The 20,672-nt window shown below is 55.7% G+C and carries 22 protein-coding genes; 19 read left to right on the forward strand and 3 right to left on the reverse strand.

Annotated features, from left to right (window positions below; genetic code table 11):
• Window positions 1–85: 85 nt before the first annotated feature.
• On the reverse strand, window positions 86–583 hold the full coding sequence (thiW, locus tag DW089_RS07310; protein ID WP_105326056.1) for an energy coupling factor transporter S component ThiW: 498 nt from the start codon (window positions 581–583) through the stop codon (window positions 86–88).
• A 127-nt stretch (window positions 584–710) separates the two neighbouring features.
• Between thiW and DW089_RS07315 the strand changes: the two genes are divergently transcribed.
• The 10 genes from DW089_RS07315 to DW089_RS07360 all read left to right on the forward strand — a co-directional run bounded on the left by DW089_RS07315 (window position 711) and on the right by DW089_RS07360 (window position 12,857).
• Window positions 711–1,949, forward strand: a complete 1,239-nt coding sequence (locus DW089_RS07315; RefSeq protein ID WP_231085931.1) for a M48 family metallopeptidase — start codon at window positions 711–713, stop codon at window positions 1,947–1,949.
• Window positions 1,942–3,021 carry an FkbM family methyltransferase gene (locus tag DW089_RS07320; RefSeq protein WP_118286998.1) on the forward strand — a complete coding sequence of 360 codons (1,080 nt, stop codon included), beginning with the start codon at window positions 1,942–1,944 and terminating at the stop codon, window positions 3,019–3,021. Before DW089_RS07315 ends, DW089_RS07320 begins: the two co-directional genes overlap by 8 nt.
• 103 nt (window positions 3,022–3,124) lie before the next feature.
• Window positions 3,125–4,114, forward strand: coding sequence for an ABC transporter substrate-binding protein (locus tag DW089_RS07325; RefSeq protein WP_199614673.1), 990 nt, complete (start codon window positions 3,125–3,127; stop codon window positions 4,112–4,114).
• A 35-nt stretch (window positions 4,115–4,149) separates the two neighbouring features.
• Window positions 4,150–5,148, forward strand: coding sequence for an ABC transporter substrate-binding protein (locus DW089_RS07330; RefSeq protein WP_118287000.1), 999 nt, complete (start codon window positions 4,150–4,152; stop codon window positions 5,146–5,148).
• A 3-nt stretch (window positions 5,149–5,151) separates the two neighbouring features.
• Window positions 5,152–6,036 carry an ABC transporter permease gene (locus DW089_RS07335; RefSeq protein WP_199614669.1) on the forward strand — a complete coding sequence of 295 codons (885 nt, stop codon included), beginning with the start codon at window positions 5,152–5,154 and terminating at the stop codon, window positions 6,034–6,036.
• Complete coding sequence (locus tag DW089_RS07340) at window positions 6,036–6,830, forward strand: ABC transporter ATP-binding protein (RefSeq protein WP_105326051.1); 795 nt, start codon at window positions 6,036–6,038, stop codon at window positions 6,828–6,830. The genes DW089_RS07335 and DW089_RS07340 overlap by 1 nt, the downstream gene beginning before the upstream one ends.
• Before the next feature lie 190 nt (window positions 6,831–7,020).
• Window positions 7,021–7,866, forward strand: coding sequence for a sugar phosphate isomerase/epimerase (locus DW089_RS07345; RefSeq protein WP_118287001.1), 846 nt, complete (start codon window positions 7,021–7,023; stop codon window positions 7,864–7,866).
• A 146-nt stretch (window positions 7,867–8,012) separates the two neighbouring features.
• Window positions 8,013–10,268 carry a DNA helicase PcrA gene (pcrA, locus tag DW089_RS07350; RefSeq protein WP_118287002.1) on the forward strand — a complete coding sequence of 752 codons (2,256 nt, stop codon included), beginning with the start codon at window positions 8,013–8,015 and terminating at the stop codon, window positions 10,266–10,268.
• A 33-nt stretch (window positions 10,269–10,301) separates the two neighbouring features.
• Window positions 10,302–12,326 carry an NAD-dependent DNA ligase LigA gene (gene ligA / locus DW089_RS07355; RefSeq protein ID WP_118287003.1) on the forward strand — a complete coding sequence of 675 codons (2,025 nt, stop codon included), beginning with the start codon at window positions 10,302–10,304 and terminating at the stop codon, window positions 12,324–12,326.
• 141 nt (window positions 12,327–12,467) lie between these two features.
• Window positions 12,468–12,857 carry a hypothetical protein gene (locus DW089_RS07360; RefSeq protein WP_105326047.1) on the forward strand — a complete coding sequence of 130 codons (390 nt, stop codon included), beginning with the start codon at window positions 12,468–12,470 and terminating at the stop codon, window positions 12,855–12,857.
• Window positions 12,858–12,972: 115 nt separating this feature from the next.
• On the opposite strand, the gene DW089_RS07365 is transcribed toward DW089_RS07360, so the two are convergent.
• Window positions 12,973–13,437, reverse strand: a complete 465-nt coding sequence (locus DW089_RS07365; RefSeq protein ID WP_118287004.1) for an Rrf2 family transcriptional regulator — start codon at window positions 13,435–13,437, stop codon at window positions 12,973–12,975.
• A 116-nt stretch (window positions 13,438–13,553) separates the two neighbouring features.
• Here DW089_RS07365 and DW089_RS07370 point away from each other — a divergent pair, with 116 nt between their 5' ends.
• From DW089_RS07370 to DW089_RS07405, 8 genes are all read left to right on the forward strand, one after another.
• Window positions 13,554–14,528, forward strand: coding sequence for an NAD-dependent protein deacetylase (locus tag DW089_RS07370; RefSeq protein ID WP_118287005.1), 975 nt, complete (start codon window positions 13,554–13,556; stop codon window positions 14,526–14,528).
• A gap of 1 nt (window position 14,529) precedes the next feature.
• Window positions 14,530–15,357 carry a hypothetical protein gene (locus tag DW089_RS07375; protein ID WP_199614671.1) on the forward strand — a complete coding sequence of 276 codons (828 nt, stop codon included), beginning with the start codon at window positions 14,530–14,532 and terminating at the stop codon, window positions 15,355–15,357.
• Window positions 15,358–15,454: 97 nt separating this feature from the next.
• Window positions 15,455–15,892: a universal stress protein gene (locus DW089_RS07380; protein WP_118287006.1), complete on the forward strand. Its 438-nt coding sequence runs from the start codon at window positions 15,455–15,457 to the stop codon at window positions 15,890–15,892.
• A 22-nt stretch (window positions 15,893–15,914) separates the two neighbouring features.
• Window positions 15,915–16,352: a universal stress protein gene (locus DW089_RS07385; RefSeq protein ID WP_105326043.1), complete on the forward strand. Its 438-nt coding sequence runs from the start codon at window positions 15,915–15,917 to the stop codon at window positions 16,350–16,352.
• A 177-nt stretch (window positions 16,353–16,529) separates the two neighbouring features.
• Window positions 16,530–16,967 carry a universal stress protein gene (locus tag DW089_RS07390; RefSeq protein ID WP_105326042.1) on the forward strand — a complete coding sequence of 146 codons (438 nt, stop codon included), beginning with the start codon at window positions 16,530–16,532 and terminating at the stop codon, window positions 16,965–16,967.
• Between the two features lie 30 nt (window positions 16,968–16,997).
• Window positions 16,998–17,432: a universal stress protein gene (locus DW089_RS07395; protein WP_118287007.1), complete on the forward strand. Its 435-nt coding sequence runs from the start codon at window positions 16,998–17,000 to the stop codon at window positions 17,430–17,432.
• 119 nt (window positions 17,433–17,551) lie between these two features.
• Window positions 17,552–17,983: a universal stress protein gene (locus DW089_RS07400; RefSeq protein WP_118287008.1), complete on the forward strand. Its 432-nt coding sequence runs from the start codon at window positions 17,552–17,554 to the stop codon at window positions 17,981–17,983.
• 73 nt (window positions 17,984–18,056) lie between these two features.
• Entirely contained in the window at window positions 18,057–18,491 is a 435-nt protein-coding gene (locus tag DW089_RS07405; RefSeq protein ID WP_118287009.1) for a universal stress protein, read from the forward strand.
• Window positions 18,492–18,558: 67 nt separating this feature from the next.
• On the opposite strand, the gene fliB is transcribed toward DW089_RS07405, so the two are convergent.
• A complete protein-coding gene (gene fliB, locus DW089_RS07410) occupies window positions 18,559–19,440 on the reverse strand; it encodes a flagellin lysine-N-methylase (RefSeq protein WP_118287010.1) in 882 nt (293 codons plus the stop codon).
• A gap of 229 nt (window positions 19,441–19,669) precedes the next feature.
• Here fliB and DW089_RS07415 point away from each other — a divergent pair, with 229 nt between their 5' ends.
• Window positions 19,670–20,662 (forward strand): 4Fe-4S cluster-binding domain-containing protein, encoded by a 993-nt coding sequence (locus tag DW089_RS07415; RefSeq protein ID WP_118287011.1) that lies wholly within the window; start codon window positions 19,670–19,672, stop codon window positions 20,660–20,662.
• Window positions 20,663–20,672: the final 10 nt, after the last annotated feature.

Here is a 20,672-nt window from a genome sequence, read left to right on the forward strand (position 1 = left end):
GGGAATCCTTTCTACTTTCTGGTAAAGGTATGGGTGTGCTATAGGAGAGGAGAAATTGCTGGAAAGCAGGCTGGGGTGCAGGGGCTTAGTGGCTTTGGGCCAGTCGGTTCTTTACCGGGTTCAGCACGCCGCTCTTGAGCAGCAGGCCGGCAATGATGCTGCCGCCGGTGGTGCTGATCAGGAAGGGCGGAATAAAGAAGAACGCCAGGGTGGCTTTGCCCAATAGGTAGGTGGCTACCAGGTAGGCCACGTAGCCGCCCAGAATGCCGGTACCGAAGATTTCTCCAGCCATGGCGGCGGGAATGGTGTGGAAGCGCTTGTACACCAGCGCTGCGCAGATGGCGCCAATCATGCTGCCGGGGAAGGCCAGGGGAGAACCCAGACCTGCCAGGTTCCGCAGCAGGGCAATGAGAAAGCTGATGGCGGCCGCATAGGACGGGCCCAAAAGCACGGCGCACAGCACGTTGATGCAGTGCTGCATGGGGAAGCATTTGGAAATCCCCACCGGGATATACAGCAGGTTGGCGGTCAGGGTACCAATGGCCACCAGAAGCGCCGAAAGGGTTAAACGGTAAGTCTGCATGATTTCAGAATTCCTCCTTGCAATACAGTTGATACCTTATACTATAGCACGATACGGGCCGTTAGAAAATGAATTATCCCGGGAAATAGTGTATAATGACTCCATAGTCTGTTTTTAGACCTGCGAGGTGATTTTATTGAAGAAACTTTTTTATATGCTGTGTTTTTTCTGCCTGTTCTGTCTGCTGCCCCTGCCCAAGGCCCAGGCAGCCATGATCAGCGAAAAGCAGGAAATTGAAATGGGCCAGAAGGTGGCCCAGCAGCAGGAGGCCCAGTATGGGCTGTACCAGAACGACGAGGTCCAGGCCCGGGTGGACCGCATTGGCCAGAGCCTGGTAAAGTACAGCGACCGGAAGAATCTGACCTATACCTTTAAGGTATTAAATACCCAGGACGTCAACGCCCTGTCCTGCCCTGGGGGCTTTATCTACGTGTACAAGGGCCTTTTGGATTTTATGACCAGCGATGATGAGCTGGCTGCGGTGATTGGCCACGAAATTGGCCACGTGGAAAAGCGCCATACGGTCCACCAGCTGGAAAAGCAGATGGCCCTGTCCTTCCTGTCCATTTTGGCCGGGGCTGCCGCCGGGGATCCGGGGGCGGGCATTGCCCTGGCCACCACGGCTTCCCAGGCCCTGATGGCCGGCTACAGCCGGGCGGACGAGCGGGAAGCGGACCAGGAAGGTTTTCGGATGTGCAACGAGGCCGGCTATAATCCCTACGGCATTTACGTAACCATGGCCAAGCTGGACGATATGTCCAAGGAAATGGGGAATCCGGGCTACGGCCTGTTCTCCTCCCACCCGGAACCGGAAGTCCGGATGGCCAAAGCCCTCCAGTGGGTAAAACCTCTGCACATTGGGGCTGCGGTAACGGTTAATGCCGAGGGCTCTGCCACCGTCAGCCAAAACGGCTGGTCCTATACCATTACAGAAACTGCCGGCTACGACAAGCCGGCCTACCGGGTCTATCTGATGGCCGGAGCCCTGTACCTGTCCCAGAAGCGGGGCCTTGATGAGTCCCATTTTCTCACCATGGACGGGGACAACTGGTCCGATGTGTATTATGAAGATATCCGCATCCTCCGGGTGTATCCCCAGGATAACCAGCAGGATGGCCGGCCTGGGGAACTGGCCCGGCAGATTGCCGGAAAGCTCCAGGACTGGGCCCGGGCGGTAAAGGGTACTGCCCCTGCTGGGGCTGCTGCTTCTGCCGCAGCTGACCAGACCCCGGCCGCAGGCCAAAGCGTGACCCGGACGGCTGCCCCTGCACCCAGCCAAACCACTACGAAAAAATCTGCTGCCAGCCTGATGCCCCGGGCCTTTGCCCCGGCCCTGGCAGCCGGAAAGGAACTCCAGCATGCTTGACGTACTCGAATCGATTGCCCAGGAGCCCCTGTTGTGGGCCCATTTAACCCAAACCACCAAACCCATCGTCCTCTATGGCATGGGCAACGGCGCAGACCAGATCCTGGACCTGTGCCAGGAACTTTCCATTCCCGTGGCCGGCATTTTTGCCAGCGACGAATTTGTCCGGGGCCAGGAGTTCCGGGGCTTTACCGTAAAAAAATATGCGGAAATCCAAAAAGAATTGGGAGATTTTATTATTCTCATCGCTTTTGCCAGCGAGCGCCCGGAGATTCTGGAGCGGTTTTTCCACCTGGCCCAGCTCCACGAAACCTATGCGCCCCATCTGCCTCTCTTGGACGAGGTTCAGCTAGTGGACGAGCAGTGGATCCGCCTGTACCATCGGGAGCTTGCCGCCGTCTACGAAAACCTGGCCGACGACCTGAGCCGGCAGGTGTTTCAGGACATTCTCCGCTACAAGCTGACCGGCAGCCTGAAATATTTGCAAAATGTTACCCAGCGCCGGGAGGACCTGACCACCCTGCTGCCCCTGGGGCCTGAGGAAAGCTACCTGGACCTGGGCGCCTACAACGGGGATACTCTCACCGAATTCCTGGAACTGACCAACCACCACTACCAGCATATCTACGCCGTGGAACCGGATCCCAAGAATTTCCGCAAGCTCCGGCACTATGTAGAAGAAGAGCAGCTGCGGAACTGCTCCCTGTTCCAAAAGGGCATCTGGCGCAGGGAAGGGGAACATTCCTTCCAGGCCAAGGGGGGCCGTATGTCCGCCCTGGTGTCCTACGGTACGGACGAAGTGCCCCTGACCACCATTGACGCCATCAGTGACGGCAAGCCCATTACCTACATCAAAATGGACGTGGAAGGGGCCGAAAAGGAAGCCCTGGAGGGCGGCGCTGCGACCATCGCCCGCTGCCAGCCCCAGCTGCTTTTAGCAGGCTACCACTACGAAATGGACCTGTTTGCCCTGCCGCTGAAGCTGTGGGAACTGGTGCCGGAGTACAAAATCTACCTGCGCCGCCACCCCTATGTGCCCTGCTGGGAAATCAATTTTTTTGTGACAAAATAATTTGACATTTTTTTGCCCTTGTAAGGTAAATATGCTAGAATGATAAGATAATCAGATTGCGTACACTCCAGACAAACGGACGCAGGAAAGAAGGATGGTAGAGATGCAGTACTGGAAAAAGGGACTCCTGGCCCTTCTGGTGTTGGCCCTGGGGGTCACCGCCGGGTGCGGGGAGCAGAGTTCCGGCAGTAAGGAAAAGAAAGAAGCCAAAGTAGGAATTGTACAGCTGGTGGAGCATTCCGCCCTGGACGCAGCCAATAAGGGCTTTGTGGACGGACTGGCAGCCGGCGGGTACAAAGAAGGAGAAAATCTGAAGCTGGATAAGCAGAACGCCCAGGCGGACCAATCCAACCTCCAGACCATTGCCCAGCGGTTTGTGAACGGCCATATGGACCTGATTTGCGCCATCGCCACACCCGCCGCCCAAACCGTGGCCAACGCCACCCGGGACATTCCCATTGTGGGCACCGCCATTACCGACTACAAGTCGGCCAAACTGGTGAAGGACCCGGAAAAGCCCGGTACCAATGTGACCGGCACCACCGATATGAACCCCATCGACAAGCAGCTGGACCTGCTGCTGCGCCTGGTGCCCCAGACCAAAACTATTGGCGTTATCTATAACTCCAGTGAAATCAACTCCCAGCTCCAGGCAGAAGAACTGAAACGCCTGGCCGCCGCCAAGAACCTTAATGTGCGGGAAGCCACCATTACCACCGTCAACGATATCCAGCAGGCCGCCCAAAGCCTGGTGGGCAATGTGGATGCCATCTACGTGCCCACGGATAACGTCATTGCCTCTGCCATGCCCGTCCTGGCCAAAATCACCAACCCGGCCAAGATTCCCGTCATCTGCGGGGAAGGGGAAGTGGTGAAGCACGGAGCCCTGGCTACCATCGGCATTGATTACTACAAGCTGGGCTACCAGACCGGGCTGATGGCCGCCAAAATCCTGAAAGGCGAAGCTAAGCCCCAGACCATGCCCATTGAAAAGCAGCAGGACATGAAGGTCACTGTCAACGAAACCGAAGCCAAAATTCTGGGAATCACCTTCCCGGAAGACTTGCTGAAAAATGCAGAAATCGTAAAATAAGCTTCACAGCAGTTGTTTGACAAAGGAGGGTTATTATGAACACACGCGGAAAACTCTGGATTGCAGCCCTTTTGGCAGCCCTGGCCATTGGTGCGGCCGGCTGCGGCGGCAGCGATACTGCCTCCCAAAATCAGAAGGACAAGGTCTATAACGTAGGCATCCTCCAGCTGGTGGAACACCCCGCCCTGGACGCCGCCAATAAAGGGTTTGTGGACGGCCTGGCCGCCAAGGGCTTTGTGGAAGGCAAGAACGTAAAGTTCGACCGCCAGAACGCCCAAGGGGACCAATCCAACCTTCAGACCATTGCCCAGCGCTTTGTGGCCAACAAAGATGATCTGGTCTGTGCCATTGCCACCCCGGCTGCCCAGACCATGGCCAATGCCACCAAGACCATTCCCATTGTAGGCACCGCCATTACCGACTATAAGGCCGCCAAGCTGGTGCAGGACCCCAGCAAACCCGGCACCAACGTAACCGGCACCACCGATATGAACCCGGTGGAAGCCCAGATTGACCTGTTGGTACAGATTATGCCCAAAGCCAAGACCCTGGGCTTTATCTACAGCTCCAGCGAAGTCAATTCCCAGATTCAGGTGGACCTGGCCAAAAAGGCTGCCGCAGCCAGAGGGCTGAAGACCGTGGAAGCTACGGTTTCCAACGTCAATGACATCCAGCAGGCCGCCCAAAGCCTGGTGGGAAAAGTAGACGCCATCTACGTGCCTACGGACAACGTGCTGGCCTCCGCCATGGCCAACCTGGTGAAAATCACCGACGAAGCCAAGATTCCCGTATTCTGCGGGGAAGGCGGCATGACCAAGGCCGGCGGCGTAGCCACCCTGGGCATTGACTACTACAAACTGGGTTACCAGACCGGGGAAATGGCCGCGGCCATTCTCAAAGGGGAATCCAAACCGGAAAATATGGCCATCCAGAGCCAGCAGACCTTTACGGTGCTGATCAATGATGCCCAAGTGAAAAAATTAGGACTGACCATTCCTGATGCCATCAAAAAGGAAGCCGAAGGAGCTAAATAATCCATGATTGATATCTTATTGCCAACGATTGCCCAGGGCCTGTTGTGGTCCCTTTTGGCCCTGGGTGTCTATATTACCTTCCGGGTACTGGACGTGGCCGACATGACCGTGGAAGGGTCCTTTCCCCTGGGGGCGGCAGTTGCCGTTACCCTGATGGTGAAGGGTACGAACCCCATTTTGGCCATCTTTGCCGCTGCCTTAGCCGGCGGCCTGGCCGGCCTGATCACCGGCTTTCTGCACACCAAACTGAAGATTCCGGCGCTCTTGGCCGGGATTCTCACCATGATTGCCCTGTACTCCGTGAACCTGAGGGTTATGGGCAAGGCCAACGTTTCCCTTTTGGGACAGGACACCGCCTTTTCCGTGGTCCAGGACCTTTTGGGCAGCTCGTATTCCAACGCCATTCTCATTATGGGCGTTATCATCTGCCTGTTCTTCTCCGTGCTGATCTACTGGTTCTTTGGTACGGAAATCGGTGCCGCCATCCGGGCTACCGGCTTCAATCCCCAGATGATCCGGGCCCAGGGCGTGGACACCGACCTGATGCTGAACCTGGGCCTGCTCCTGAGCAACGCCCTGGTAGCTGTAGCCGGCTCCCTGGTAGCCCAAAGCAACGGTTTTGCCGACGTGGGCATGGGGGTAGGCACCATCGTTATCGGCCTGGCCTCCGTGATTATCGGCGAAGTCCTCTTTGGGACCCGGAGCTTTAAGAACTCCCTGATTTCCGTTATCCTGGGCTCCATTGTGTACCGGCTGGTTATCGCCCTTGTGCTCCAGCTGGGCATGCCCCCCAACGACCTGAAGCTGTTTACGGCAGTGCTGGTAGCCCTGGCACTCTCCCTGCCCATGTTCAAGGGTAAACTGCTGGGAAGAAAGGTGGGCCAATAATGCTTGATATCAAACACTTATCCAAGACATTTTTCCCGGGCACGGTCAACGAAAAACGGGCCCTGTACGATGTGAACCTCCATATGGAACCCGGTGACTTCATCACCATCATCGGGGGCAACGGGGCCGGCAAATCCACGCTGCTGAACTCCATTGCCGGCGTCTTCCCGGTGGATACCGGGGAAATCCTCATTGACGGCGTGGACGTTACCAAGACCCCGGAACACAAACGGGCCCGCTATATCGGCCGGGTGTTCCAGGACCCCATGATGGGTACTGCCGCCGGCATGATGATTGAAGAAAACCTGGCCATTGCCTCCAGACGGGGCAAGACCCCTGGCCTTGCCTGGGCCCTGAAGGACTCCGACCGGGAACGCTTCAGAACCCTGCTGAAGGAACTGGACCTGGGGCTGGAAAACCGTTTGACCAGCCGGGTGGGCCTGCTTTCCGGCGGCCAGCGCCAGGCCCTGACCCTGCTTATGGCAGCCATGAACAAGCCCCGGATTCTGCTCCTGGACGAGCACACCGCCGCCCTGGACCCCAAAACCGCAGAAAAGGTACTCCAGCTCACCGACAAGGTGATTGCCCGGGACCACCTGACTTCCCTGATGATTACCCACAACATGAAGGATGCCCTGCGCTTTGGCAACCGCCTGATCATGATGAACGCCGGCCACATTGTGGTGGATATTGGCGCTGAAGAAAAATCCAAGCTGACCATTCCAGACCTGCTGGCCCTGTTTGAAAAGGCCGCCGGCACCGAACTGGATAATGACCGGATGATGCTGGGTTAACCAAAATAAATACTGCACCGTTTCTCAAGGGAGAAGCTGTGCAGTATTTTTTTGCAAACAGTCCGGAAAAACAGCGTATAATAAATGGCATAGGGAAGAAAAGAGACCTATAAAATTGTAAATACTGTTACAGTTAGGAATAGAAAGCAAAACCTGCTGCCTGCAGCACGGTGCAAAGGAGGAATTTGCCATGTCGAAAACCTGTCCGATTACCATCAGCTCCTGGACTCTGGGAGACAAATGCAGCTTTCAGGAACGGGTCAGCGCCGCCAAAGCCGCTGGCTACGAAGGGCTTGGCCTGCGGGCCGAAACCTACGCCGACGCCCTGGCCGAGGGGCTCCAGGACCAGGACCTGCTGACCATCCTGGACCAATACGATATGCGGGTCACCGAGGTGGAGTACATTACCCAGTGGGCCGATGAAAATCGCTCCTACGAGCAGAAATACAAGGAACAGGTATGTTTCCATATGTGCGACCTGTTTGGCGTCCAGTACATCAATTGCGGCCTGCTGGAGACCTATCCCCTGGACCATACTGCCCAGAAACTGAAAGAACTCTGCCGCCGGGCCGGCAAGCGCCGTATTGCCCTGGAGCCCATGCCCTACAGCGGGGTGCCCACGCTGGCGGCTGCCTGGGAAATTGTCCAGGCCAGCGGCTGCAGCAACGCCGGTCTGCTGCTGGATCTGTGGCATTGGGTCAGGGCCCAGCAGCCTCTGGACGGCAGGCTGCTGGAGGAGATTCCGGCAGACCGTATTGTTTCCCTGCAAATTGACGACGTGCTACCCCGGCCCTATGCCTCCAGCGTCCTCCGGGACGAATCCATGCACGACCGGCTGGCCCCCGGCACCGGCTGCGGCCGGACCGCGGACTTTGTGCAAATGTTCCGGGCGAAAGGCGTTCAGCCTGCGGTGCTGGGGGTGGAGGTCATCAGCGATGCCCTTTTGCAGGAAGGAGTTCCTGCCGCTGCCCAGTACACCTATGCCTGCACCCGGAAGGTACTGGAACAAGCCTGGCCCCAGCTGCTGGAGAAATAGGTCCGCAGCTGCCTAAAGGCATCAGAAACCTACGAAAATACACTTTTTGGCCAAAATCAGGGCCGCCCCGGAAGGGCCGGCTTTATGGTAAATTGCCTGCAAATCTGATAGAATAAAATGGACTATCTAGAAGAATCGAGGAAATTATGACAGAGCTTTTAGCATCCCTTAACGAACAACAAGCCAAGGCCGTAGAGCAAACCAACGGCCCCATTTTGATACTCGCCGGTGCAGGCAGCGGCAAAACCAAAGTACTTACCACGAAAATCGCCTATTTGCTGGAAAAAGGCGTCAAACCCTACAGCATCCTGGCCATTACCTTTACCAACAAGGCCGCCAAGGAAATGCGGCAGCGGGTAGATGCCCTGGTGGGACCAGCCGCCAAGGACGTGTGGCTGTACACCTTCCACGGCTTCTGCAACCAGCTGCTGCGCCGGGACATCCAGCACCTGCCCGGAGGCAGCTATACCTCGGACTTTTCCATCTACGACACCACGGACTGCAAGAACGTGCTGAAGGAAGTCCTGAAGGCCATGAACCTGGACGAAAAGTTCTACCCCCTGCCGGCGGTGCTTTCGGCCATTTCCAACGCCAAAAACGCCCATATGGGACCGGACCAGGTGGAACGCACTGCCCAGGATTACCACCAGAAAAAGCTGGCAGAAATCTACCGGCTGTATATGCAGCGCATGAAGCAGAGCAACGCTGTGGACTTTGACGACCTGCTGCTGCTGGCCGTGGACCTGCTCCAGAACAACCCGGAAGTTCGCCAGAAATACCAGCAGAAATTCCATTACGTACTGATCGACGAATACCAGGACACCAACCATGTCCAGTACCTGCTGGCCAAGCTCCTCAGCGCCCCGGAAAACAACTTGTGCGCCGTGGGGGATATTGACCAGAGCATCTACGGCTGGCGGGGTGCGGATATCGCCAACATCCTGGACTTTGAAAAGGATTATCCCAAGGCCCAGGTGTATAAATTGGAACAGAACTACCGTTCCACCCAGGTGATTTTGGACGCAGCCAACGGGGTCATCAAAAACAACTCCGCCCGGCGGCCCAAGAACCTGTGGACGGCCAACGGCAACGGCAGCCCCATTGCCTACTACGAAGCCCGGGACGACCGGGAAGAAGCCCAGTTTGTGGTGGGCCAGATCCAGCGGCTCCAAAAAGAAGGGGTCAAGCTGGGGAATATGGCCATTTTGTACCGGACCAACGTACAGTCCCGGATGTTCGAAGAAAACCTGATCCACGTGGGGATTCCCTACGTGATGGTAGGGAGCTTAAAGTTCTACGACCGGAAAGAGGTCAAGGATACCCTGGCCTACCTGCGCCTTTTGGGCAACCGTCGGGACCTTCAGGCCCTGGCCCGGGTCATCAACGAACCCAAACGGGGCATTGGGGCCGCCAGCGTGACCAAGCTTCAGGGGCTTTTGACCGCCTCTGGAATGCCCCTGCCGGACCTGCTGAAGATTCCGGAGGTCCAGACCACCCTGGGCCGCTCCTGCGGGAAAATCCAGGCCTTCAGTGACATGATGGACGACCTGGCCACCATACGGGACCAGGTGCCCCTGAAAGAACTGATTACCCAGCTGCTGGAAAAAAGCGGCTATCTGGAAGCCCTCCGGAAGGAAAATTCCGACCAGGCCAAGAGCCGGCTGGAAAACCTCAGCGAATTTGTCCGGATTGCCGATGAATTTACCAAGGACGGGGACGAAGAAGAAAATAAGACCCTGGAAGACTTCCTGAACCATGTGGCCCTGGTGTCGGATATTGACGATGCCAAGCTGACCCAGGATTCTGTGACCCTGATGACCCTTCATGCGGCTAAGGGCCTGGAATTTCCCGTGGTGTTCATTGGCGGCATGGAAGACGGCCTGTTTCCCAGCCAGCGGTCCCTGGAAGACGAGGACAAGCTGGAAGAAGAACGGCGGCTGTGCTATGTGGGCATCACCCGGGCCAAAAAGCAGCTGTTCCTTTCCAGCTGCCGGAGCCGGATGGTGTACGGCCGGATTGTCATGTACCCGCCCTCCCGGTTCCTCCAGGAGATTCCCCGGAACCTTATGGAGAACGTCAAGGCGCGGCCGCAGGCCTACTTCCCCCATACCTACCACAGCAGCAGTCCTGCTGCCCCCGGCACCAGTTCGGGCCTCAGGGGCATTGCCCGGCACCGGACCGGCAGCGTGCTCCAGACTCCGGCAGGTCACGGCGGCTTTGTACCGGAAGGCGGGGCCGTACCCACCTTTGCTCTCGGGGACAAGGCCCGGCATAAGAAGTTTGGCACCGGCACCGTGATTTCCGCCGTCCCCGATGCAGGCGGCCAGGTGGTCAAGGTGGCGTTTCCTGGGGCTGGGGTAAAGACCCTGGCTACCAAATATCGAATCCTGGAAAAAATCTAGGCTGGTTACAACCAAAGAAAAGAGGGTAACTCCATGAGCGAGTTGACAAAAGAACAGGCTGCAGCCAAAGTGCTGGCCCTGCGGCAGGAGCTGCAGAAAAATTCTTATCTATATTATGTGCAGGACATGCCCACCATTACGGACGCAGAGTACGACGGTATGATGCGCCAGCTCCGGGAACTGGAAGCCCAGTACCCGGAACTGGTGACCCCGGATTCTCCCACCCAGAAGGTAGGGGGACGGGTGAAAAACGGTTTTACGGAAGTAAAGCACATTACGCCCCTGCTGAGCCTGGCCAACGCCTTTTCCCCGGAAGAAATGGAGGAGTTTGACCGGAGGGTCCACGAAGGCCTGCCCAAGGACGCAGTGGTGGAATACGTGGTGGAGCCCAAGATTGACGGACTGGCCTGCAGCATCATCTACGAAAACGGTCGGTTTGTCCGGGCTGCTACCCGGGGTGATGGGGTCACCGGCGAAAACGTGACCGAAAACGTCCGGACCATTGAGAACGTGCCCAAACAGCTAAAACCCATTCCCGGCAAGGAAATTCCGGAACTCCTGGACGTCCGGGGCGAAGTGTATATGCCCCGCCATGCCTTCCTGGTGCTCAACGAGGAGCGGCTGGAAAACGGGGAGCGGGAATTTGCCAATCCCCGGAACGCCGCCGCCGGTTCCCTGCGCCAGCTGGACCCCAAGGTAACCGCCAAACGGTCCCTGGCCTTTTTTGCCTACGGCGTAGGCACCGGCGCCCTGCCCACCCACAATGAATCCATGGATATGCTCCAGCAGTACGGCTTTACCACCACGGAAGGCCGCACCAAGGTGGATACCATCCAACAGGCCAACGAGCTGATCAAGGCCCACGGCGCCAGACGGGCCAGCTTGGGCTACGACACCGACGGGGTGGTGGTAAAGGTCAACGCCGTGTGGCAGCAGAATATTCTGGGCGCCACCGGCAAGGACCCCCGTTGGGCCATGGCCTACAAGTTTCCCCCGGAACAGGCGGAAACCACCCTCCGGGATATCGTCATCCAGGTGGGCCGCACCGGCGTGCTGACCCCTACGGCGGTACTGGACCCGGTACGGCTGTCCGGCAGCACCATCAGCCGGGCCACCCTGCATAACGAAGATTTCATCAAAGAAAAAGATATCCGCATCGGCGACCGGGTAATCATCAACAAAGCCGCAGAAATTATTCCGGAAGTGCTGAAAGTGGTAACGGAAAAACGCACCGGGGAGGAAAAGGAATTTGTCATGCCTGCCACCTGCCCGGAATGCGGCTGGCCCACCAAGCGGGAAAACGACGAGGCCGCCGTGCGCTGCACCAATCCCCATTGCCCGGCGCTGAGACGGGAAGGGCTGATCCACTTTACCAGCAGGGATGCCATGGATATTGACGGCTGCGGCCCCTCCGTGCTGAATCAGCTCCAGGCAGCAGGTCTGGTGAAGGACCCCAGTGACCTGTACCTGCTTACTGCAGAGCAGCTGGTGGAACTGGACCGGATGGGGCAGAAATCCGCCGACAACCTGGTTCAGGCCATTGCTGCCAGCAAGGAGCAGAGCCTGGATAAGCTGCTGTTTGCCCTGGGCATCCGCCACGTAGGTGCCAAAGTAGCTCGGACCCTGGCCCTCCACTATAAGACCCTGGACGCCCTGAAGGCAGCCCGGCAGGAAGACCTGTCCGCCATTCCCGACGTAGGCCCCAAGATTGCCGAAAGCGTGGTTACCTATTTTGGGGACCCGGCCAATTTGGACCTGTTGGAACGGCTGAAGGAACTGGGGCTCAATATGACCATGACCTCCGGCCCTGCTGCCAACGAAAACCATCCCTTCTACGGGAAAACCATGGTCTTTACCGGCACCCTGCCCACCCTGGACCGGGCCACCGCCCAGACCATGGCCCAGGACGTAGGCGCCAAGGTAACCAGCTCCGTCAGCAAAAAGACGGACTTTGTGGTAGCCGGCGCCGACCCTGGCAGCAAATATACCAAGGCCCAGACCCTGGGCGTACGGATTTTGGACGAAGCAGAGTTCCTGTCCCTGCTCCGCAGTGAGTAAGGGCGCCGCCCTGGCCAAGAAAAACAAAAATGACTTGGGAGCGCCTTTCCGTTCCCAAGCCATTCCTTTTTGCCGAAAAACCGGGCAGCCCCGGTCACCTATGCTATAATAGACATTGTATTCTAAACAACGAGGTGCGTAATGGAATTCTTTATCTTTATCCTGATTCTTTCCCTGATTTCCTTTTCCGTAGCCTTTCTGGCCTACGGCTTCTGCCTGCGCTTTTTCGGTGCCCAGGGCACCAGAGCCAAGGTGGCCCAGATTATTATTACGCCTGTAGCAGTGGTGCTGTGGGATTTCCTGGTGATTACCCGGAACGATATTTCCCGGGCCATTTTGGGAGCGCTCCCGGTGATTGCCGTCATCTGCCTGGTGGTGTACTCCAAGCTGAACAACAGCGATGAACCGGAACCCCTGGAACTGGCTCCCAGAAAGACCAGCGTGAAATCCATGCGGGCCGCAGAGAAACGGCGGCAGAGAGCCCAGCGGCAGGAAGCTGCCCACCGGGGCAAAACGGAAGAACACAAATAAGAAATAAGCAGGAAACAGCAAAAAATGCAGTCCTCAGGCAAATTGCCCCAGGGACTGCATTTTTGTTGTTTAGCTTACTCCAGTGGCCCGCACTGGCCCCTTGGCCGCCTGCCGATTAAACTTCTTTGGCCTCCTCAGGGGGCAGGGGATGCTGGGCCTGCTCCAGCTTTTCCTGGTACCGGTTCAGAATATCCTTGAGGGTAATGGCCGCCATTTCCCCTTCCGCCTTTTCCTGGACCCGGTCAAAATAATCCTGCAGGGCGTTCTGCACGTGAACCCCCACGCCGCAGTCCGGGTTGGTATGGGTATCCAGGTGGAGCAGGGGCTTGTGGCCCTCCACCGCCCGGTAGACGTGGAGCAGGGTAATCTCCTCCGGCGCCTTGGCCAGTTCCGGCCGGGGATGCCCCGTTACGCTGCGCAGGAGTCCCGCCTGGCGCAGGGTGGACATCAGCTGCCGCACATAGCTGGAGTTGGTTTTTACGCTTTGGGCAATCCGGTCGCTGGTGAGAATCATATCCGGATTCAAATATATAAAACAAAGAATGTGGACAGCATCGCTGACCTTGGTAGAATATTTCATGTTTGCTCCTCCTTGCTGACGAAAATATTATAACAGCATATTGACATTCCTTCAAGTCGGTGTTACACTAATTTTGCTGATAAAAATAAATAGACAGCAAAAAGAAGGAGAACACAATGAGCTTTTATGAAGATTTGGTCATGAGAACCCAGATGAATTATAACCGGTATTATGGTGTATACGCTTCCGGCGGTACCCCCTACGCCTTGAGCGAAAATAAACCCCTTACTCCGGAAGCCGGGGCTCAGCGCCTGGTGGAAGAAATCCAGAAGGCTGATATTGTTATCGTAGGCGGCGCTTCCGGCCTGTCCGCTGCCGGTGGCGGAGATTTCTACTATGGCGATTCCCCGTCCTTCCAGGAGCACTTTGGCAAGTTCGCCAAAAAGTACGGTTTTACCGGTGCCTTTAACGGCATGATGGTTCGGTACCCCACCCGGGAAGAATTCTGGGGCTATTTGGCCACCTTCCTGTACACCACCCAGCACGCCCCTGTGCGTCAGCCCTACAAGGACCTGGACGTGCTGATCCGGGATAAAGAATTTTTTGTAGTGACCACCAACCAGGATACCCAGTTCATCAAACTGTATCCCGAAAGCAAGGTAGCCGAAATCCAGGGGGACCATCGGTTCTTCCAGTGTGCCCAGCCCTGCTGTGACGATACCTGGGATTCCTTAAAGCCCGTGGCTGAAATGGTGAAGGCCATGGGGGACGACACCAAGATTCCCAAAGAAATGATTCCCCGCTGTCCTCACTGCGGCGGCGAAGCCTTCCCCTGGGTCCGGGGCTACGGCAACTATCTCCAGGGTAAAAAATACCAGGAAGAATACGCAAAGATTTCCCAATACGTCCAGGACCATTACAACGACAAGGTGCTGCTTTTGGAACTGGGAGTAGGCCGCATGACCCCCATGTTCATCCAGGAGCCCTTCTGGAACCTGACCCTGTCCATGCCCCAGGCCCGGTACGTAGGCATCAACGACAAATACGCCTTCCTGCCCAAGGAATTGGAAGAACGGGGCGTAGTCATCCAAGGGGACCTGGGGAAAATCCTTACCCTGGCCGCCCAAGACAAACAGGAAGAAGGGAAATAAGATGACAGAATTCCAAGCAGCAGCAAGCAAACTCCGGGAAGCGGACGCCGTTCTCATCGGCGCCAGCAACGGCCTTTCCATTACCGAGGGTCTGCACCTTTTTGCAGCAAATCAGGCCTTTCGGGACCTGTGCGGGGACTTTCAGGACAAATACGGCATTAGCTGCCTGCTCCAGGGCATGGGTGCCCAGTGGCCGGAAGAAGAAGTGAAATGGGCCTACTGGAGCCGGCTGGTCCAGCACTATTGCCGGGAGTATAAAAAAACGCCGGTGATGGAAACCCTCCAGGCCCTGGTAGGGCAGAAGGATTATTTCATTGTCACCTCCAACGGGGAATGCCATTTTGAAAAAAGCGGCTTTGACCCCAAACGGATTTTTGAAGTAGAAGGAACCTGGCTGGACCTTCAGTGTGCCCGGGCCTGCCACAATACCCTGTATCCTTGGGAAGACCTGGCAGGAAAAATGGCTGCAGCCGAAACAGGCGGACGGATTCCCACAGAACTGGTGCCCCATTGTCCCCGCTGCGGCGGCCCCATGGAAGTACACTTGGCTATGGACAGCAGTTTCCTGCCCAACACCCAGGGGGAAGAAGCCCTGAAGCAATTTCTCCAAAACTGGATTGGCAAAAAGAAGGTCATTTTGGAACTGGGCATCGGACCCCGGAACCAGCTGATCAAGGCACCCCTGATGCAGCTGGCGGCCTTGGACCCCTCCATTACGTATATCACCATCAACAAGGGTCAGCTGTACATCCCCCAGGAAATTGCCAGCCAGGCCTATGGTTTTGACGGCCTGTTGGAGCCCGTTTTGCAGGAACTGTTACAAGCTTGACAGAAAAATAAATACAAGTTTAGCAGGAAATTCACCCCCTGATAGAGAATAATACTTATAAAGCAAAGTAGGACAACTCTATTTGGGGGTGAGATTTATGTTGAACAAAATTTTGGTGCCGGTGGATGGTTCTGAAACCGCTTGGCGGGCTCTGGCGGAGGCCAAGGATTTGGCCGTAAAGTTCGGCGCTTCCCTGGTGGTGGTGAACGTGGTGCAGATGTACAGCAGCATGTCCATTCCGGTAGTGCCGCTGGATCAGGAAACCTTCCGGGACGGCAACAAGGCCCTGCGGGAAATTGGGGAAAAAATACTGGCAGATGCCAAAGAAAAGCTGACCGGCTTTATTGGGCCGGTGGAGTATGTACAAGACGTGGGCCATCCGTCCCGCCGGATTTTGGCCGTCTGCGAAGACCAACAGTGTGATGCGATTGTCATCGGCTGCCGGGGCCTCAGCGGCATTGAAGAATTTTTCCTGGGCAGTGTCAGCAGCAAGGTACTGGAATATTCCAAGGTTCCTGTGCTGGTTGTGAAATGATGAGGGAGAAGGAGGCAGTCCTATGTTTACGAAAATTTGTGTGCCGGTAGATGGCTCTGAAGGTGCCTGGAAGGCTTTGGCCGCCGCCAAAACCCTGGGGGAAAAATACGGCAGTGAACTGCTGGTGCTGACCATTTCCGGTCCCTACAGCTCCCTGATTATGATGCAGGTTGCCGTCAATGAACAGACCATTACCCGGACGAAGGAAGAACTGAAGAAAGCCCGGGATACCATTCTGGGCCAAGCGGAAGAGCGGCTTGCCGGCTATTCCGGCAACGTGGAATATGTGGAGACCATGGGGAACCCTGCCCAGACCATTATGAAACGGGCGGAAGAAGCTGGCTGCGATGCCATTGTCATGGGCAGCCGGGGTCTCAGCGGCGTAGAAGAATTCCTGTTGGGCAGCGTCAGTGAAAAAGTGGCCCAGTACGCCAAAGTCCCCGTATTCATCATCAAATAGACCGGCCTGGCCGGCAGTTCCCTGGAGAAATTTCCCCCGGGGAACTTTTTCATAGTTGTTACGAATTAAATTGCTTTTTCGGGTAAATATGAAACTTTTCAGCAGGAATTTTCCTGTTTACGGTGAATAAGTGTAATAGGAAAAGAAAATGCCATAGGAATTTTGGAGGTGGGTTTTATGTTCGAGAAAATTTTGGTCCCTGTAGATGGTTCTGAAACCTCTTGGCGGGCTCTGGAAGAAGCCAAAACTTTGGCTACGGCCTTTAATGGTGAATTGGTAGTTGTCAACGTGATTCAGCCCTACAACAATTCGGCAATGCTGATTGTTCCCCTGGATCAGGCTACCATCAGCCAAGGCAACGCTGAGCTGACCAAACTGGGGAACAGCGTTCTGCAAACGGCAGAACAAAAACTGGCAGACTTCAAGGGCAAAAAGGAATTGACCCTGGAAGTGGGCCATCCGTCCGAACGGATTCTGGCGGTCTGCAAGGATAAGAAATGCACGGCTATCGTTATCGGCAGCCGGGGCCTGAGCGGCATTGCCGAGTTCTTCCTGGGCAGCGTCAGCAGCAAGGTATCCCAGTATGCAGATGTACCGGTTCTGATTGTAAAATAAAACAGCAGAACCCTGAAGGAGGGTGAGTGTATGATTAACAAAATTATGGTTCCCGTTGATGGTTCCCAGATTGCCCTGCGGGCTCTGACCTTTGCCATTGATATTGCCAAGAAATTCAACTCTGAGATTATCGTTTTGAATATCGATATTCCCTATGACCTGAGCAGAATTAAACCCCCTCGTAAAGATAAAGACGGCCATGTGATTGTGGACGAATTCAAGGAACCTACTCCTTTGGAAAGTGCCCAGACAGAGGCTGCCAAAGAAAAATACGAAAAGATTTCCTTTAGAAGATTGGTGGACATTGACCCGGCAGAACGGATCTGTGCAGAAGCAGAACGGGAAGATGTGGACCTGATTGTCATGGGCAACCGTGGCATGGGTGTGCTGGCCGGGTTCTTCCTGGGCAGCGTCAGCACCAAGGTGTCCCAGAGCGCCCAGTGCCCTGTTACCATCGTGAAATAGTGCGAAAAAGGGCCTGGGTGGACGCTAGGTACACCTGGGCCCATTCCAGTTAGGGCGCAGGCCCGGAGCTGGAAGGTTTCAGGAGGGGCCTGGAACCGCATTGAGGGGAGGAAAAGACTATGCTGCAAAATATTTTGGTGCCCATTGACGGCTCCGAGAATGCTTGGAAAGCCTTGGAGGCGGCCCGGGGGCTGGCAGAAAAATACCAGGGCGATTTGGTGGTATTGACGGTTCCTTATGGGAAATCCGGCATGATGCTGCTGTCCATGGACCAGGAGGTCATCAAAAATGACCGGAAAGAACTGGCCCTGATCGGCAACGCCATTTTGGAAGAAGCCCAAAAACGGCTGAAGGATTTCGCCGGCAATGTGAGCTACAAGCTGAAGGCAGGCAATCCGGCCCAGACCATTCTGGACCAGGCCGAGGCAGAAAAGTGCGATACCATTGTCATCGGCAGCCGGGGGCTCAGCGGCATTAAGGAATTCTTCCTGGGCAGTGTCAGCTCCAAGGTGGCCGAATACGCCAAAATCCCTGTTTTCATTATCAAATAAAACGGCAAGCCCGCACCCAGGGTGCAGGCAGTGAGTTTCCGTAAGGGAGCTCCCAGTTTTGGAGGTGAGTCCAATGTTCGAGAAAATTTTGGTTCCCGTGGACGGTTCTGAAACCGCCTGGCGTGCTTTGGATACAGCCCGAGCAATTGCTGACAAATGCCATGGCAGCTTGGTGGTCATCCACGTGGTACAGCCGTTCAACAATTCCATCATGGGAGTTGGGCTGGACCAGCTGGTGATGAAAGAGAGCAATGAGGAGCTGGGCAAAGTAGGGACCAGCGTGCTTCAATTGGCCAGAGAGAAGTTGGAAGACTTTACCGGTGAGAAGGAATTTCTCAAGGAAGCCGGGTATCCCTACGAAGAGATCCTGAACGCAGTGGAGGACAAGAACTGTACCGCCATTGTCATCGGCAGCCGGGGCCTCAGCGGCATCAAGGAATTCTTTATGGGCAGCGTAAGCTCCAAAGTTTCCCAGTATGCCAAAGTGCCCGTACTGATCGTGAAATAAAATTGCATAAGAAAAAGGCTTGTGAGCCCCTGGTGGGTTCACAAGCCTTTTCAATTTAAGCTAAAATTTATTCCGCCTCCAGAATCTCCCGGAATAGCAGCGGAACGTTGTCCGTATCGTATTCTATCTGTTCGGACCAGATCCGGGCCTGTTCCAGCGGGTCCCCGTGGAGGGCCGCTTCCAGGAAGATATAGCCCGTACTTTGTTCTGCGTATTCGGCACCGGCATCAAAGCCATAGTCCGCCGCCCGGTCCAACTGCCGGTACAGAATGAACTGGTACAGCTTTTGGAACAGGTCGTCCGGGTAATCCTTGGCGTAGGCTGCCGCTGCGGCGCTGACCTCGTCCAGATGTTCCCGGAGCCAGAGCATTTCCTGGGTCCAGGCCTCGTCAATGGGTTCCGTAGGCAGCAGGTTGTCGATGATTTTGGCGCACTCTTCCCGGCTGGTCCGGGGCACAAAGCGCAGCAGCTCCGGAGGCACTTCTTCCCAGCCGGCTTTTGCCACCAGCTCCGGGAAGGTCAGCACTTCGTCAGAATCCTCCACCGCAAAGCGCAGAGGATTGGGCTGCTCCGCCAGCAGTTCACAGCTTTTTTCGCAGCACAGACCGGTGCCGCACAGCACATAGTCGTCCAGTTCCGTAAAGAAGCGGGGATGGACGGCACAAATGTCGCTGAGGCATTCGTCTCCCAGCTCCTTGATGACCCGGCACAGGCCATCCTGATCCAGCAGCGGGCAGAAGCCCTTTTCGTTCAAGCGGATATGCGTGACCCCGTCCTCACCGGTTTCCAGGCTGGCCCGCAGGTCGTCCCCCAGGGGGCCGGGCTGGCTGCGGTACAGGTCAGCCGTATCTTCATCGATATCAATTTCCCAGGTTTGACAGCAGGTGTGGCGGCAGCTGCCCGCCTTGCAGTGAAAATCATTGAAACCTTCTGGAATAATGGAAATCATAATTTCTCCTTATAACAATCCTTATAAAATAGAGAAGCTAGGAGCTATTATACTCCTTTTTAGCTAGGAAAGAAGCCCCTTTGACGAAAATTTTGCGAAAGTTTGACAGAACACAAAAACACCATAAAATTATTGGAATGTAAATTTCAAGTATGGTAAAATAGTAAGGAGTGCAGTAGTACTAATTCCGGCCCCGTTGGACCGGACTATAGAGTCAGAGGGGATTGTCATGATCAAAAGAGAAAAGACTGCTGAGGAAGCAGCCATTCATCCTTACAAAACCAGAAACGGCGGCGCCACGGTTACCGTGTTTGTGCCCTACGACTGCAAGAACAATTGCCCGTTCTGTGTGAATAAGGAAGAATACGCGGATACCACTGGCTTTTCGCTGGAGGCGATTTGCCAGAGTATTAAAAAGATGGATGCCCTGACACCCTATTGTGATTTTGTGTTTACCGGCGGCGAACCGCTGGCCAACTTAAAAAGTTTGCAGATCATGTTAGACCAGGTGTCAGACACCCATAAGGTGTATATCAACAGCACGCTGCCCGTATCCAAGGAGCAGACCGAGGAGGAAGTATTGGCCTTTCTGGAGCACAACCGCCAGAAGATTACCTGCCTGAATATTTCCCGCCATATGCAGCACTATGTCCAGGAATCCAATGATGCGCTCCTGGCCAAGCTGCCGGTGAAGTTCCGGATTAACTGCGTGCTCTACAAGCATTATCCGGTGGACCAATTGGTTCCCTATATGGAACGGTTCCGGAAGGTGCACGCACCCTCCATCCAGTTCCGCTTCGACTATACGGAAACCACCCCGGACAACCTGTACGACCAGGCAGGGGACAAGATTCTCCACGACCTGAAGCAGGTGGCCCAGTATACGGGCCTGGACGGCTGCCGGATGCGCTGCGGCTTCCATTTCAAGTACAAGGATTTGGAACTGGTGTACCATAAAACCCTGCCCTACAGCACCATTATCGAAACGGACAAGGAAACCGGCATCACCTATGCCATCCTGTACGATATCCTGATTAAGCAAACCGGCCGGATCGATTCCGATTGGGACGATACGGTGCTGGACGTGGACCGCTATGCCCACGTAAAATTTGAGCCCTACGACCTGCGCTGGCTGGAACGGGGCCCGGCCGTCCATACTGTGGCGGAGACCGACGAGGAAACCGAAGGCGTTTACCATTCTGAACCCTGCTCGGCCATGTAAAGCAATCACC

Source organism: Acidaminococcus sp. AM05-11 (assembly GCF_003472805.1).
GTDB classification, from domain to species: domain Bacteria; phylum Bacillota; class Negativicutes; order Acidaminococcales; family Acidaminococcaceae; genus Acidaminococcus; species Acidaminococcus hominis.

Coding starts and splice junctions, on each gene's coding strand:
- thiW (WP_105326056.1), bottom strand. CDS start 583: ATGCAGACTTACCGTTTAACCCTTTCGGCGCTTCTGGTGGCCATTGGT.
- DW089_RS07320 (WP_118286998.1), top strand. CDS start 1,942: ATGCTTGACGTACTCGAATCGATTGCCCAGGAGCCCCTGTTGTGGGCC.
- DW089_RS07325 (WP_199614673.1), top strand. CDS start 3,125: ATGCAGTACTGGAAAAAGGGACTCCTGGCCCTTCTGGTGTTGGCCCTG.
- DW089_RS07330 (WP_118287000.1), top strand. CDS start 4,150: ATGAACACACGCGGAAAACTCTGGATTGCAGCCCTTTTGGCAGCCCTG.
- DW089_RS07335 (WP_199614669.1), top strand. CDS start 5,152: ATGATTGATATCTTATTGCCAACGATTGCCCAGGGCCTGTTGTGGTCC.
- DW089_RS07340 (WP_105326051.1), top strand. CDS start 6,036: ATGCTTGATATCAAACACTTATCCAAGACATTTTTCCCGGGCACGGTC.
- DW089_RS07345 (WP_118287001.1), top strand. CDS start 7,021: ATGTCGAAAACCTGTCCGATTACCATCAGCTCCTGGACTCTGGGAGAC.
- pcrA (WP_118287002.1), top strand. CDS start 8,013: ATGACAGAGCTTTTAGCATCCCTTAACGAACAACAAGCCAAGGCCGTA.
- ligA (WP_118287003.1), top strand. CDS start 10,302: ATGAGCGAGTTGACAAAAGAACAGGCTGCAGCCAAAGTGCTGGCCCTG.
- DW089_RS07360 (WP_105326047.1), top strand. CDS start 12,468: ATGGAATTCTTTATCTTTATCCTGATTCTTTCCCTGATTTCCTTTTCC.
- DW089_RS07365 (WP_118287004.1), bottom strand. CDS start 13,437: ATGAAATATTCTACCAAGGTCAGCGATGCTGTCCACATTCTTTGTTTT.
- DW089_RS07370 (WP_118287005.1), top strand. CDS start 13,554: ATGAGCTTTTATGAAGATTTGGTCATGAGAACCCAGATGAATTATAAC.
- DW089_RS07375 (WP_199614671.1), top strand. CDS start 14,530: ATGACAGAATTCCAAGCAGCAGCAAGCAAACTCCGGGAAGCGGACGCC.
- DW089_RS07380 (WP_118287006.1), top strand. CDS start 15,455: ATGTTGAACAAAATTTTGGTGCCGGTGGATGGTTCTGAAACCGCTTGG.
- DW089_RS07385 (WP_105326043.1), top strand. CDS start 15,915: ATGTTTACGAAAATTTGTGTGCCGGTAGATGGCTCTGAAGGTGCCTGG.
- DW089_RS07390 (WP_105326042.1), top strand. CDS start 16,530: ATGTTCGAGAAAATTTTGGTCCCTGTAGATGGTTCTGAAACCTCTTGG.
- DW089_RS07395 (WP_118287007.1), top strand. CDS start 16,998: ATGATTAACAAAATTATGGTTCCCGTTGATGGTTCCCAGATTGCCCTG.
- DW089_RS07400 (WP_118287008.1), top strand. CDS start 17,552: ATGCTGCAAAATATTTTGGTGCCCATTGACGGCTCCGAGAATGCTTGG.
- DW089_RS07405 (WP_118287009.1), top strand. CDS start 18,057: ATGTTCGAGAAAATTTTGGTTCCCGTGGACGGTTCTGAAACCGCCTGG.
- fliB (WP_118287010.1), bottom strand. CDS start 19,440: ATGATTTCCATTATTCCAGAAGGTTTCAATGATTTTCACTGCAAGGCG.
- DW089_RS07415 (WP_118287011.1), top strand. CDS start 19,670: ATGATCAAAAGAGAAAAGACTGCTGAGGAAGCAGCCATTCATCCTTAC.